This window comes from Streptomyces rectiviolaceus (genome assembly GCF_039533825.1).
GTDB classification, from domain to species: domain Bacteria; phylum Actinomycetota; class Actinomycetes; order Streptomycetales; family Streptomycetaceae; genus Streptomyces; species Streptomyces rectiviolaceus.
Window position 1 is genome coordinate 111563 of record NZ_BAAAUG010000031.1, and the last position, 12821, is coordinate 124383.

The window sequence follows — 12821 nt, forward strand, 5'->3', positions numbered from 1 at the left end:
CGGCGATGCGGTCGGCCGTCAGGGGCGTGGGGTCCGGGCCGCGCTCCGACGTGGCCGCGCCGCCGCGGTCCAGGAGGCGCCGGACGACCTGGGCCACCGCGCGTACGGCCTCCGGGTCCGTGCGTGGCGTGTTCCGCGCGGGCAGTTCAAGGAGGCCCCAGCCCGACTCCGCCGCCTCGTCGATCACCCGGTCCGGGCCCGAACCGTCCGAAGGCACACCGAAGTGGAGTGTCCTGTCGCCGTGGTCCGTGCCGCTGCGGAAGGGCGTGTACGGATAGAACGCGGCCGAGACCAGCGGAGCCGCCGACGCCGGGAGCCGCCAGGACACCGGCAGGCGGTGCTGCGGCAGTTCGGGGTTGTGCGCGAGCAGCGTCGTCACGGCGCTCGCCGAAGGGTCGTACGCCAGACCGGCCCACTGCTCGGCGCCCACGATCGAGAACGGGTCGAGCTGGCCGGGGTCGCCCACGAACAGGGCCCGCTCGAAGAGCCCGGCCACGGCGAGCAGCGCGTCCGAACGCATTTGGTACGCCTCGTCCACGATCGCGTGCCGCCAGGGCTCCACATCTTTGACGTGCGCCCACTTCGCCGCCGTCGACACGACGACGTCGAGCCCGGCGAGGTCGGCGGCCTTCGTGGACGTACGGACGAAGGGCAGGTCGTCCAGGGCCTTGTCGTACGCGTCCGGGTCGCTGCTGTGCAGACGGCCGACCGGCAGCTCGGGGTCCTTCTCGGCGAGGCGCAGGACCAGGTCGTCGACCTGCGCGTTCGTCTGCGCGATCACCATCAACGGGCGGCCCGCCGCGGCCAGTTCGCGGGCCGCACGGACGACGAGGGTCGACTTGCCCGCGCCGGGCGGCGAGTCCACGACGACACCGCGATGCGCGCCGTGCAGCGTGTCGTGCAGGATCGCGTCCGTGGCGCGGCCTGCCGCCGCGCCGGGGTCGAACGAGGCGCGGTCGAAGGGGGCGGTCGGACTCACAGGGTGTCCTCCGGCGTCACGGGGTCAGGGCGCTCGGCGGCGTCGCCCGGTGGGCCGCCGTGGGTCCAGGGAGTCGCCTCGGGGTCGGGCAGCTTGGGGCCGCCGCGCTGCTCGTGCTCGAAGAGCGTCCAGCAGATCCGGTCGCCCTTCTCCGGCAGGGAGCCGGGCTCGGGCTCCTTGCCGCGCCCCATCTTGTCGGTGATGCGCAGGACGACAGAAGCTCCGCTTCCTTCACCCTCGTACGCGACGAACTCGGCCGTCTGCGGCTTGCCTTGGAGTGAGCGGTACACCTTCGCGCGCTCGGCCAGGTGCGGGTGGTCGTCCGTGCGGACGGTGACCAGGGGGCGGGGCCTTGGGCTCTTGCTCTCGCTGTACGCCATGACCACCTCGGTCACCTCGCCGGCGAAGGCCTCGCCCGCGAGCCGTCGGCCCGCCATCACCAGAGGGTCGTCGAGCGCTTCCTGGGCCTCCAGCCTGGCCTGCTCGCGCTCGCGCGTGGCGAGCTTGTTCGCTGCCGTCACCGCGTCGTCGACGCGGGGCTGCGGGGGTTCGCCCGCCGTCACGCGGTCCCGGTGGCCGGTGAACGACCAGCGGTCGCGCGTCCAGCGGTCGGCGGCGCGCGGGGCCTGGGGAAGCGTGCAGAGCGCGTCTAGGCCGCGCCACACCGCGTCCCAGGTGGGGCGGGTCCTGCTCTCGATCAGGGAGCGGATCTCCCGCTCGGCCGCGGCCAGTTCGGCGAGGCGGACGTCCGCCTGGATGCCGTCCTCGGCGGTGGCGAGGGTGCCGCGCGCGCGGTCGTAGCGCTCGATGGCCGGGGCGAGGAGACGGTTGTCGAACGCCGGGTCCGTGGCGGGCCCGGCAGGCGGGCAGAGCAACTGGCCGTCCTTGTCCCGCGCCAGCTCGGCGTGGAGCGCGGCGTCGGCGCCGGATGTGCCTTCCGGGGCTTCGATCCAGGCGAGCAGGGCGCCGAGATGCTGGTCTTCGAGACTGCTCTGCCCGGTGGCCCAATGCCGGGAGAGCAGCTCGGTCATGGCGACGAGGAGAGAGGAGCCGGGGACGCGGGCGCGCTCCCCGAAGTGGGTCAGCCAGCGGCCCAGGAGGGGGACGCGGGTCGGGGCGGGATACGGCGTCTCCGGGTCCTGCTCCGCGGTGCGGCGGAAGCGGGTGGAGCGGCCGATGAGCCGTACGAAGTCGATGCCGGCGCGGCTCGGGACGATCAGCTGCGGTGCGTCCGCGCAGAGTTCGACCTCCACCTTGACGCGCTTGCCGGTCTCCGGGTCCGTCTCGCTGCGCTCCGCCGCCTCGACGTCGTCCGCGAACGAGTCGACGTACTCCAGGACGGTGTCCGCGAGTTGGGCGAGGAAGGTGAAGCGGAGGTCGCGGTCGCGGGGCTGGGGGACGAGAAGCACACGGGGCGAGGTCCGCTCCGTCCCGACGAGGGCGCCGAGCGGGGCGCCTGCCTCGCCCGCGGTGATGAGGGGGACGAGGACGAGGGGGCGCTGGGAGAGATGCCGGTGCCGTGCCGTCGCTCTAGGCTGGGCGCGGCCTGTGGCTACCGCTTCCAGGCGAGCGAGGTTGTCGATCAGTGACATCGGGCCGTCCTCTCCTGCGGGATGTGGGCGATCGCCCCGCCGCTTCGCGGCGGATTCTCCCCACCCACCCACCCGACCTCCCGGCACCGAGCCGACACCGACGAGCTCAAGGAACCCCCACGCCTCAACATCCCGCACCCCCGCCGGCCAACGCCTCTTGCCTCAGCGCCGCCGCCCTCCGCAGCGCCGCCACCGCCGGGTCCGCGGGATCGCCCGATGTGCCGTTCGCCGCCGAAAGAACCCCCGCGACCGTCGTCAGACCACCCAACTCGCCCCGCACCGAACGGCCCAGGGACGTCACAGCGCCCTCCTCACGGGAGCGTTCGCGGCAGTGGAAGGCCAGTTCGCAGGCGGCCAGGCACTCGGGGGCGTACGTCGCGGGGACCGATTCGACCGCTGCCGTCAGGTCGGCCGCGGGACGGTTCACGTCGAAGGTGGTGCCCTCCGGAAGCGCTGCCGCGATGTCCTCGATGCGGGTCAGCCGGGCCAACTGGCGCCTCGTCACCGAGAGTTGTTTGCGTACGTCGATCGCCGACGCCGTCGGGAGGTTCGAGAAGTCCTTGGGGCAGACCAGGAGCACGTGGTGGCGGACCCGAGGCGCCGGGTCCAGGTGCGCCGCGACCCGCTCGAGCGCCAGTGCGTACACCGCGGCCTGCCGCGCCGCCGCGCCCACCTTCGCCGCGTCCGCCGAACCGTCGATCATCGGGAAGGACTTGATCTCGACGACAGTCCACGTGCCGTCGGGGTGGATCACCACCGCGTCCGGTTCGAGGAAGGCGGGCGTCCCGGCGACGTCGAGCGCCAGCATGGGGTGGTCCAGGAGGGTCCAGCCCTCCGCCGATGTCGCCTCGCGCAGGGCGAGAGAGGTGCGGGCCGCGCGGCCCTCGGGACCCACCGCGGCGAGGTCCGGGACCGATGACTCTCCCGGCACCGGCTCGGGCCCGCCCCCGAGCCGCCCGTGGACCAGACGCAGCAGCTCAGCGCCGCCGTCCGCCTTGACCTTCGCCTCGAAGGCATTGCCCCGCATGAACGCGAACTGCGACTGCCCGAAGGAGGCGGGGGAGCCGAGCGACTGCGCCAGTGTCGCCTTGTCCACGCCCGCGCCGTCGAGCAGCGCGCGCCTTTGGCACCCAGGATTCGCGGCGAGGGCCGCGAGAGCGCGGGCGTCGAGCGGCTGAGCGGGGACGTCCGGTCCGCGCAGCTCAGCGAGCCGCTGTCTTAGTGCTGTCCCCCGCGTCGGCGGGTCGGGCACTCGGCTCGGCGCCTGGCTCGGCAGGCCGCTTGCGCGGCCGGGGAATTCGCTCACCTGTCGAAGTCTGGCACCCGCCACTGACAATTGAGGACTCTGGGGCGGACGAGGCCGACGGTGCGCCCCCACTCGCGGCGGAGCCCGAGCCCGTGACCACCGACGACGACCCAGCCACCGCGAGCGGCAGCCGCACCCTCGCCTTCACCCGGTCCGCGAGCCGCAGCACCGGCTGTACGAGAAGCAGTCCGAGGCCCATCACCACGGCGCCCGCGACCGCGTCGAGGAAGTAGTGGTTCGCGGTGCCCATCACGACGATCGTGGTGATCAGCGGATAGCCCACCGCCGCGACCCTGGTCAGCGGCGAACGGCCGTGGCGCCACAGGATCACCCCGCACCACAGCGCCCACCCCACGTGCAGGCTCGGCATCGCCGCGTACTGGTTGGTCATGCCGCCGAGCCCGCGCGGAGCGCTCGCCTCGCCGCCCCACCAGCCGAAGTCGCTGTACTGCGCCATGGTGTCGACGAAGCCGTACCCCTCGCTCAGCAGGCGGGGCGGGCAGGTCGGCAGGAGCGTGAAGCCGACCAGGCCGATCAGGGTGGAGACCATCAGCCACGTGCGTGCGGCACGGTAGTGGACCGCGCGGCTGCGGAAGAGCCAGACGAGAATCACGGGCGTCACCAGATAGTGCAGCGACGCGTACCAGAAGTCGGCGGGGACGCCTATCCAGGAGTGATCCGTGAAGAGACGGTTCAGCGGGTGCTCGGCGTTGAGGCGCAGGAACTTCTCGACCCGGAGTATGCCCAGGCCGTGGTCGACGGCGCTGGACACGTCGCCGCGGGCCAGCAGCCGTCCCGCGGAATACGCGGCGTACACCAGCACGAGCAGCGGCAGCTCCGTCCACCAGCGAAGCCGAAGCCCGCTGATGCCCCCGGTGCCCGGAGTGTCGGTCTGCGGCATCCGGTCGGTCCCCCATCCATCTGTGGTCATGCGGTGTTCGCCGCCGCCTCACTTTACGGCGTACGCGAGAGCGCGCTGAGGCGGTCCCCGGTCGTCTTAGACGCAGAGATCGACGAGCGGGTTGCTCCTCGTGGGCACCTGTGATCTCGACCTGGCGCGTGAGTGATGATGGAAGGTACGGACAGCTGTCTGTCCACAGAATTCGCTCTATGACGGCTGATGGTCCCCACCGACGGCTGTCAGCTCGGAAAGGCTCGACATGGCACCGCGCATCCTGCTGGCCCGGCACGGACAGACGGAGTGGTCCCTGTCCGGGAAACACACCGGCAGGACGGACATCCCGCTTCTCGAAGAGGGCCGCGACGGCGCGAAGCTCCTGGGCGAGCGCCTGCACCGTGCTCCCTTCGACGGCCTCCCGGACGCCGAGGTGCGCACAAGCCCCCTCGCGCGTGCGCGGGAGACCTGCGAGATCGCCGGCTTCGGGGACCGTGCCACCACCTGGGACACGCTCATGGAGTGGGACTACGGCTCCTACGAGGGAATGACCCCGGCCGACATCCAGGGCGTACGCCCCGGCTGGTTCATCTGGCGCGACGGCGTCCCCAGGGGCGAGACCCTGGAGCAGGTCACCGCCCGCGCGGACGAGGTGGTGGCCTGGGCGCGCAGCGCGGACCGCGACGTCCTGGTCTTCGCGCACGGGCACATCCTGCGGTCCATCGGCGCACGCTGGCTGGGCCTGGGCGTCGACTTCGCCGCCCGTATCCGCCTCAACCCGACCTCGATCTCCACCCTCGGCTGGGCCTACGGCGAACCGGCCGTCGAGTCGTGGAACGACACCGGACACCTGTCTCTATAGGGAGTGCGGCTCTCTATACGGCCCGCGGCAACGAAGCATGCCGCTCCAGGAAGCCGCACACCCCCGAAGCCCGCCGGTGTGGCAGCAGCACCCGTGCCGTCGTGGCGAGCATCGACTGGATGCGCGAGGACTGCACCTCGTCCAGGAGCCCGAGCACCCGCAGGCCCGCCGTCGCCGCCTCGTCCGGGCGGCCCGCGCGGGCCAGGTCGTCGGCGAGCTCCGCGGTGTAGAGGGCGATGTTCCGGGTGAACTGCGGGGTCTGCGCCGATGCCACGCCCGCCGCGCGCCGAGCGTGCCGGGCCGCCCGGGGCCAGTCGCCGAGCGCGGACCAGCACTGCGCCTCCAGGCCTTCAAGCTCGGCCGGGCCGTAGAAGCTCATCCACTCCGGGTCGGCGTCCGAAGGCCCTTGGTCGAAGAGCGCGTGCGCGCGGGTCAGCGCCTGCTCGCAGCCCGCGCGGTCGCCGAGCCCCGCCCAGCCCCCGGCCTCGCGCAGCGCGCGGAGCGAGAGCAGCCGCGGCGACGAGAGATGCCGGGCGGCCCGCGTCGCCGCCTGTGACGCACGCACCGCCTCCCTGGGCCGTCCGGCGTCGCGCGCCAGGAAGGCCGTGTTGCAGAAGGCGTGCGCCTCCAGGCCCGGATCGCCGGCCATCCGTGCCGTCGCGAGAGCCTCCGCGTAGTGCGAGCGCGCGTCGTCGAAGCGGCCGGAGTCGTGCGCCAACCAGCCCACGGAGATGGCCAGTTCACCGGCGCCCGCGTGCAGTCGGTCCGCCGTGGACTGGCGGGTGGTGCCCGCGTCGAGCAGGGCGTAGGCGGTCCGCAGCGGGGCTGCGGCCCGGCGGTAGAGGCCGTCGGCGCCGTGCCGGTCGTCGAGCAGCCGGATCTTGCGTACGGCTTCCTCGACCGCGCTCACCTCGGCCTCGCCCGCCCGGCCGCCGCGCTGTGCGGTGGCCTCGGCAGGGCTCCGTCCGGTGAGCCCGAAGGGCCCCAGAGAGGCGGCTGCCACGGTGGCCGTGCCGCTCATGAATGCGCGACGCCGCACGTCGCTCTCCTCGTGGCTCTGGATCTCGTACGGGTCGCACTCGTGCAGTTCGGGGCCCAGCGGCCCGGACGGGGGAGACTCATACAGCTGGATCGTGGTGTGTGATGCGGGCGCATCGGACTCGGCGCGCGCCCCCCGTCCGCGCACCGCGGAGCGGGGTGCGAACCCCAGGTCCGTCAGCGTCCGGCCGGGGAACATGTGCAGGAACACCCGCTCGTACGCGTAGTTGGGACAGCGGATCTCGCCCGCCTCGACGCGTCCGATGTAACGGGCGTCGCAGCTGACGCGCTCACCGATCTCGTGAGCGGCCCGGCGGATCACGGCGGCGAACTCGCTCGGCGAGCGCTGTCCGCGCAGGTGCCGGAAGAGAAGATTCGGTCGTGGGGACGGAGTTGACGATGCCATCGGTGACGACGCCATGGCCTGACCCTCTCGTACGGATCGTGCCGGAGTGTGCCGAATCCTGTGGATCCGGCGATGCTGCCCCTGTTCCGGCGGAGCACGAACGTACCCGCTGTGATGAGGACGGCACGCGGAGTTTGGCTACAAACCGGATATCTCACCCATGATCTGCCATGAAGTGCCATCCTTTGCGGCGGCATTGTGCCGTAGCTGTTGACGCCGTCCCGCGTTGAACCATTGAGGAGAGGGAGCGACGCGGCTTCCGCCCTGGCGAGGAGGGGTCCCCTTGTTGGAGATCGGCGTGGAGAACGGTGAATCGCGGGCGTCGTTGACCACGGCACGGCACCTGCCGACCCAGGACCGCAGCGCACCACCACAGCAGGGCGTCCGGCTCACCGAGCCCACCGAGCCCCCCGGCTTCTGCGATCTCGTCACCGTCCCGGCCCGCCAGGGCCTGGAGGCGGTCGACATCCTGCGCCGCGGGGCGGGCGACGCCGTCGGCCCCGTCCTGCACGATGGGAGCTGCGACACCCTCGGCTTCCTGGTCCCGCCCGGCACCGCCGACGCCTGGGACCTGCCGGGCAGCGCGTGTACGCAGACCTTCGGCCGCGGCATGCGCCTGCACTCCGAGCCGGAGCCCGTCCCCCCGCCGCCCCCGGTCGCCGGGACCGGCTGGCTGCTGCCCCCCGACGAGACCGATCCGGTCACCGACCCCGCCGTTCTGCGCGCGGCCCTCGGCCAGGCGGCCCGCACGATCGAGGCCGCCGACAACTGCCGCTGAGCCCGGGGCGGGGCGGTGCTCCAAGGTCATCGGGCCGCGCCGTCCGCGTACGCCGATAATGGTCCGATGGCAAGGAACAGGCGGTCCCGGGAAGAGGCGCAAGCCGTCGTCGAGAAGGTCGACGGCGGGCTCGCCGAGCTGATGCCCGACCGGGACAGGCCGCGCGCGTGGACGCTGCTCGTGGACGGCGCCCCGCAGTCCCATGTCGACCTCGACGACCCCGCGTATCTCGACTTCGAGTACCAGCGAAGGCTCGGCCACGTCGCCGACCTGGTCGCGCCGCCCGGCAAGCCGATCCAGGCCCTGCACCTCGGCGGCGGTGCCTTCACCCTCGCCCGCTACATAGCCGCGACACGCCCCCGCTCCACCCAGCAGGTCATCGAGCGCGACACGGCGCTCATCCAACTCGTCCGCCGGGAGCTGCCGTTGGACCCGCAGGCGCGGGTGCGCGTGCGGGGCACCGACGCCCGCGAAGGGCTCGCGAAGATCGCGGACGGCTGGGCGGACCTCGTGATCGCCGACGTCTTCAGCGGCGCCCGCACCCCCGCCCACCTCACCAGCGCCGAGTTCCTCGGCGACGTACGCAGGGTCCTGAAGCCCGGCGGGTTCTACGCGGCGAACCTCGCCGACGGGCCGCCGCTCGCGCATCTGCGCGGCCAGCTCGCCACCGCCGCCACGCTCTTCCCGGAGCTCGCGCTCATCGCCGACCCGGCGGTGCTGCGCGGCAAGCGCTTCGGCAACGCGGTGCTCGTCGGCTCCGACACACCTCTGCCGATCGCCGAGCTGACCCGGCGCAGCGCGGGGGACTCACATCCGGCGCGGGTCGAGCACGGCAGGGCGCTCGTCGACTTCAGCGGGGGAGCGGCGGCGGTCACGGACGCGAGCGCGGTGGCGTCGCCCGCGCCGCCGCCTTCGGTGTTCCGCTGAGCCGACCGGTCAGTACGAAAGGACGCTGAACCGGCCGGTCAGTACTCGTTGATCTCGACCGCCGGGGCGTGGTCGTGCCACGTGCAGAACACCGAGACCTTCTCGGCGCCCGCCGTGAACTCCACCCGGATCCAGGTGTCCTGCTTCCACACCTGCACGGACCAGCCCGCCGCCGGGGTCGCCGAGACCAGCGTCGCGGAGTCCTTGCCGAGGTCGAAGACGACCCGGCCGCCGTCGGAGGAGTAGCTCTTCACGTTGCCGGGCGTGGAGGCGGGCGTGGAGGGTGTGCTCGGCTCGCTCGTCCGCGTCTTCGACGGCTTGCTCTCGGGAGGCTCCTTCGAGGGCTTCTTCGACTTCGAAGGTGAGGGGGTCGGCGTCGGATCAGGGCGGTGCGTGGAGGACGAGAGCGGCTCGGCACGGTCGCCGTCGGCGGCCAGCGGAACGGCACGCGGCGGGTCGTAGGCGGTGCCCGCCATGACCGTGTGGACACCCCACCAGGAGAGCGTGACCGCCGCGCCGGTGGCGAGCGACCAAGCTATTGCGTGTATGAGTCCTCTGCGCATCGCGAGCCATACTGCACCACAGGACCCGCCGGTGTCGCCGGTCTCCCAGGAGGACCGTGGTCACTCTTATGGCGTACGGTGCCGCCCATGGCAAGTGTGCTCGTCGTCGAGGATGACCAGTTCGTACGCTCCGCTCTCATCCGGCATCTGACCGAGGCATCGCACACCGTGCGCAGCGTCGGCACCGCCCTCGAGGCGCTGCGCGAGGTGGCCCATTTCCGTTTCGACGTGGTGATCCTGGACCTCGGTCTGCCCGATCTGGACGGTTCCGAGGCCTTGAAGATGCTGCGCGGGATCACCGACGTCCCCGTGATCATCGCCACCGCGCGTGACGACGAGACCGAGATCGTCAGGCTCCTGAACGACGGCGCCGACGACTACCTGACCAAGCCGTTCTCCGTCGAGCACCTGTCCGCCCGGATGGCCGCCGTGCTGCGCCGCTCGCGCGTCACCGCGGGCGAGGCCCCGCCGAGCCGGGAGATACGGGTCGGCGGGCTCGCCATCGACCCACTGCGCCGCCAGGCGGAGCTGGACGGTGCACGGCTCGATCTGACCCGGCGCGAGTTCGACCTGCTCGCCTTCCTCGCGGGGCGGCCCGGTGTCGTCGTACCGCGCAAGGAACTGCTCGCCGAGGTGTGGCAGCAGAGTTACGGGGACGACCAGACCATCGACGTACATCTGTCGTGGCTGCGCAGGAAGTTGGGTGAAACGGCCGCACGGCCGCGCTATCTGCACACGCTGCGGGGTGTCGGCGTCAAGCTGGAGCCACCGCTGTGAGGTGGGCACTCGTCAAGGTGTGCCTGGCCGTCACGACGATGGTCGTGGTCGCCTTCGCGGTGCCGCTCGGCCTGGTCATCCAGGAGATGGCGCGGGACCGGGCCTTCTCGAACGCCGAGCGGCACGCGGCCGGCATGGGTCCCACGCTCTCCATCACCACCGACCGCGATCAGCTGACGCGGGCCGTCGCCACGTCCGAGGCGGGCGGCGAGGGGCGCATGGCCGTGTACGTACCGGCCATCGACAAGGCGCCCGCCCTGGAGATCGGCGATCGGCGGGCGGACGCGCACGCGGTGGAGACCACGCGCAAGGAGGGCCGCGCGCGGACGGCGACGGTCGACGGCGGCTTCGCTCTCCTCCAGCCGACGGCGCTGAGCTCCGGCCAGATCGCCGTGGTCGAGATCTTCGTGCCGGAGGGCGCGGTCAGCAACGGCGTGACCACGGCGTGGCTGGTGCTCGCCGGTGTCGGCATCGCGCTGATCATCGGGTCCGTGGCGGTGGCGGACCGTCTTGGCGTACGCATGGTGCAGCCCGCCAAGCGGCTCGTCGGCGCGGCGCGGTCCCTCGGGGAGGGGAAGCTGGGCTCGAGGGTCCCGGAGGAGGGCCCGACGGAACTGCGCCTGGCCGCGGTGGCGTTCAACTCAATGGCGGACCAGGTGGTCCAACTCCTCGCGAACGAGCGGGAGTTGGCAGCTGACCTTTCGCACCGCCTGCGCACACCGCTGACGGTGCTTCGACTCAACACGGCCTCGCTGGGGGACGGCCCCGCGGCCGAGCAGACGCGCATCGCGGTGGAGAAGCTGGAACGCGAGGTCGACACGATCATCCGCACCGCCCGCGACGCCAAGCCGCAGACCGTCACGGTCGGCCCCGGCGCGGGCTGCGACGCCTCCGAGGTGATCCAGGAGCGCATGGCCTTCTGGTCGGCGCTCGCGGAGGACGAGGGGCGTGAGGTGCGGGTCGCGGGGGTGGAGCGCCCGGTGTGGATACCGGTGGCGCGCCCCGAACTTGTCGCCTCCCTGGACGCGTTGCTCGGCAACGTCTTCCGGCACACGCGGGAGGGGTCGGCGTTCGCGGTGGACGTGCACAGTGGCGAGGACGCGGTGATCGTTCTGGTGTCGGACGCGGGGGCCGGGATCGCCGACCCCGAGGCCGCGCTGGCGCGGGGCGCGGGGTCGGGGGCCGATGGGTCGACGGGGCTCGGCCTCGACATCGTGCGGCAGCTGGCGGAGTCCACGGGCGGGGATGTGCGGATCGGCCGGTCCGTCCTCGGCGGCACGGAGGTCCGCATCTGGATCCAGCTGGACGGCCGCAGGCCCGTGGCCGGTGGCCGTGGGCATCGGGGTGCTGCCGTACGTCGCCGAAAGCGCAGCCCGAGCCTCCGCTGACGCCCTGAACTGCCGCTTCGCGGCGGTCTGTCCCGCCCATCCACCCGATCACCCGGCAGTCAACCTTTAACCACCCCCGATCGCTCCCTTAAGCCCGCCCTAAGATCCAGTGCAGAGCCCCAATTGCCCGCTATGTCACGCCCTCGCGGGGCTAAGTTGCTGACGCACCCCCACCCCCGCACAGCTAAGGCAGGCACGCGATGAGCAGCACGCATCGGCGCACGGTGAGCACCAAGTCCAAGGTCATAGGCGGCATCGTGGCCGCGGGCCTCGTCGGCGGCGGCGCTTTCCTCTTCTCCGGGACGGCGCTTGCGACCAAGGCGCCCGCGGAGAAGACCCCCGCCAAGGCGGCCGCCCAGGCCAAGTTCGCCCCGTTCGTTGACACTTCGCTCGCCCCCGCCTACGACCTCGTCGACACCGCCGAGAAGACCGGCGTGAAGGAGTTCACCCTCGCCTTCATCACCTCCGGCGGCAGCTGCGAGCCCCTGTGGGGCGGCACCACCGGGCTCGACGACGACAAGGTCGCCTCGCAGATCGAGGACCTGCGGGCCAAGGGCGGCGACGTACGCGTGTCCTTCGGTGGCGCGGCGGGTTCCGAGCTGGGCCTCAAGTGCAACAGCGCCGACGAGCTTGCCAAGGCGTACGGCAAGGTCATCGACAAGTACAAGCTGACGAAGGTCGACTTCGACATCGAGGGCGCCGCGCTTCCCGACACCGCGGCCAACACCCGCCGCGCACAGGCCATCGCGCAGCTCCAGAAGGACCACGAGGGCCTGGACGTCTCGTTCACGCTGCCCGTCATGCCCGAGGGCCTTACCCAGCCGGGCGTCGACCTCGTGGCCGACGCCAAGAAGAACGGCGTGAAGGTCTCCGCCGTCAACATCATGGCGATGGACTACGGGCCGTCCTACAGCGGCGACATGGGCAAGTACGCCATCGACGCCGCGACCGCCACGCAGAAGCAGATCAAGGGCGCCCTCGACCTGTCCGACGAGGCGGCCTGGAAGGCCGTCGCGGTCACCCCGATGATCGGCGTGAACGACGTCACCACCGAGATCTTCAAGGTCGACGACGCCACGGAGCTGGTCAAGTTCGCCGAGGAGAAGGGCCTCGGCTGGCTGGCCATGTGGTCCTCGACCCGCGACAAGGCCTGTGAGGGCGGCGCCAACAACGGTGCGCAGCCCACCTGTTCGTCGATCGAGCAGGAGCCGCTCGCCTTCACGAAGGCGTTCGCCGCCTACAAGTAGACCCGCGAGAACCCCCAGTAGCCACCACCCCCCACGGCGCCTCGACCGGCATCCCCCCACCCG

11 protein-coding genes and 1 pseudogene are annotated in these 12821 nt (G+C 72.1%); 6 read left to right on the forward strand and 6 right to left on the reverse strand.

Annotation, left to right across the window (positions count from 1 at the left end):
- From ABD378_RS10810 to ABD378_RS10825, 4 genes are all read right to left on the reverse strand, one after another.
- A partial coding sequence (locus ABD378_RS10810) for an AAA domain-containing protein (RefSeq protein WP_344520386.1) occupies positions 1-979 on the reverse strand: 979 nt, incomplete at its 3' end.
- Positions 976-2571, reverse strand: a complete 1596-nt coding sequence (locus tag ABD378_RS10815; RefSeq protein ID WP_344520387.1) for a hypothetical protein — start codon at positions 2569-2571, stop codon at positions 976-978. The genes ABD378_RS10815 and ABD378_RS10810, both read right to left, overlap by 4 nt.
- 124 nt (positions 2572-2695) lie before the next feature.
- Complete coding sequence (locus tag ABD378_RS10820) at positions 2696-3823, reverse strand: hypothetical protein (protein ID WP_344520423.1); 1128 nt, start codon at positions 3821-3823, stop codon at positions 2696-2698.
- On the reverse strand, positions 3774-4778 hold the full coding sequence (locus tag ABD378_RS10825) for a phosphatase PAP2 family protein (RefSeq protein ID WP_344520424.1): 1005 nt from the start codon (positions 4776-4778) through the stop codon (positions 3774-3776). The genes ABD378_RS10820 and ABD378_RS10825 overlap by 50 nt, the downstream gene beginning before the upstream one ends.
- Positions 4779-5037: 259 nt before the next feature.
- On the opposite strand from ABD378_RS10825, the gene ABD378_RS10830 reads away from it, so the two are divergent.
- Positions 5038-5634 carry a histidine phosphatase family protein gene (locus ABD378_RS10830; RefSeq protein WP_344520388.1) on the forward strand — a complete coding sequence of 199 codons (597 nt, stop codon included), beginning with the start codon at positions 5038-5040 and terminating at the stop codon, positions 5632-5634.
- A 13-nt stretch (positions 5635-5647) separates the two neighbouring features.
- Here ABD378_RS10830 and ABD378_RS10835 read toward each other — a convergent pair whose 3' ends face one another.
- Complete coding sequence (locus tag ABD378_RS10835) at positions 5648-7093, reverse strand: NsdA family TPR-like regulatory protein (protein WP_344520389.1); 1446 nt, start codon at positions 7091-7093, stop codon at positions 5648-5650.
- Between the two features lie 268 nt (positions 7094-7361).
- Here ABD378_RS10835 and ABD378_RS10840 point away from each other — a divergent pair, with 268 nt between their 5' ends.
- Both ABD378_RS10840 and ABD378_RS10845 read left to right on the forward strand, forming a co-directional pair.
- Entirely contained in the window at positions 7362-7856 is a 495-nt protein-coding gene (locus tag ABD378_RS10840; protein WP_344520390.1) for a hypothetical protein, read from the forward strand.
- 66 nt (positions 7857-7922) lie between these two features.
- Positions 7923-8783: a spermidine synthase gene (locus ABD378_RS10845; protein WP_344520391.1), complete on the forward strand. Its 861-nt coding sequence runs from the start codon at positions 7923-7925 to the stop codon at positions 8781-8783.
- Between the two features lie 38 nt (positions 8784-8821).
- Here ABD378_RS10845 and ABD378_RS10850 read toward each other — a convergent pair whose 3' ends face one another.
- The gene (locus tag ABD378_RS10850; protein ID WP_344520392.1) at positions 8822-9346 is read right to left on the reverse strand and encodes a hypothetical protein; all 525 of its coding nucleotides are present in this window, start codon (positions 9344-9346) and stop codon (positions 8822-8824) included.
- An 87-nt stretch (positions 9347-9433) separates the two neighbouring features.
- On the opposite strand from ABD378_RS10850, the gene ABD378_RS10855 reads away from it, so the two are divergent.
- The 3 genes and pseudogenes from ABD378_RS10855 to ABD378_RS10865 all read left to right on the forward strand — a co-directional run.
- Positions 9434-10123, forward strand: coding sequence for a response regulator transcription factor (locus ABD378_RS10855; RefSeq protein ID WP_249589774.1), 690 nt, complete (start codon positions 9434-9436; stop codon positions 10121-10123).
- Positions 10120-11511, forward strand: a complete 1392-nt coding sequence (locus ABD378_RS10860) for a sensor histidine kinase (protein WP_344520393.1) — start codon at positions 10120-10122, stop codon at positions 11509-11511. The genes ABD378_RS10855 and ABD378_RS10860 overlap by 4 nt, the downstream gene beginning before the upstream one ends.
- A gap of 302 nt (positions 11512-11813) precedes the next feature.
- A pseudogene (locus ABD378_RS10865) lies at positions 11814-12758 on the forward strand (chitinase); the annotation flags it as partial.
- Between the last annotated feature and the right edge of the window lie 63 nt (positions 12759-12821).

Coding starts and splice junctions, on each gene's coding strand:
- ABD378_RS10815 (WP_344520387.1), bottom strand. CDS start 2,571: ATGTCACTGATCGACAACCTCGCTCGCCTGGAAGCGGTAGCCACAGGC.
- ABD378_RS10825 (WP_344520424.1), bottom strand. CDS start 4,778: ATGCCGCAGACCGACACTCCGGGCACCGGGGGCATCAGCGGGCTTCGG.
- ABD378_RS10830 (WP_344520388.1), top strand. CDS start 5,038: ATGGCACCGCGCATCCTGCTGGCCCGGCACGGACAGACGGAGTGGTCC.
- ABD378_RS10835 (WP_344520389.1), bottom strand. CDS start 7,093: ATGGCGTCGTCACCGATGGCATCGTCAACTCCGTCCCCACGACCGAAT.
- ABD378_RS10845 (WP_344520391.1), top strand. CDS start 7,923: ATGGCAAGGAACAGGCGGTCCCGGGAAGAGGCGCAAGCCGTCGTCGAG.
- ABD378_RS10850 (WP_344520392.1), bottom strand. CDS start 9,346: ATGCGCAGAGGACTCATACACGCAATAGCTTGGTCGCTCGCCACCGGC.
- ABD378_RS10855 (WP_249589774.1), top strand. CDS start 9,434: ATGGCAAGTGTGCTCGTCGTCGAGGATGACCAGTTCGTACGCTCCGCT.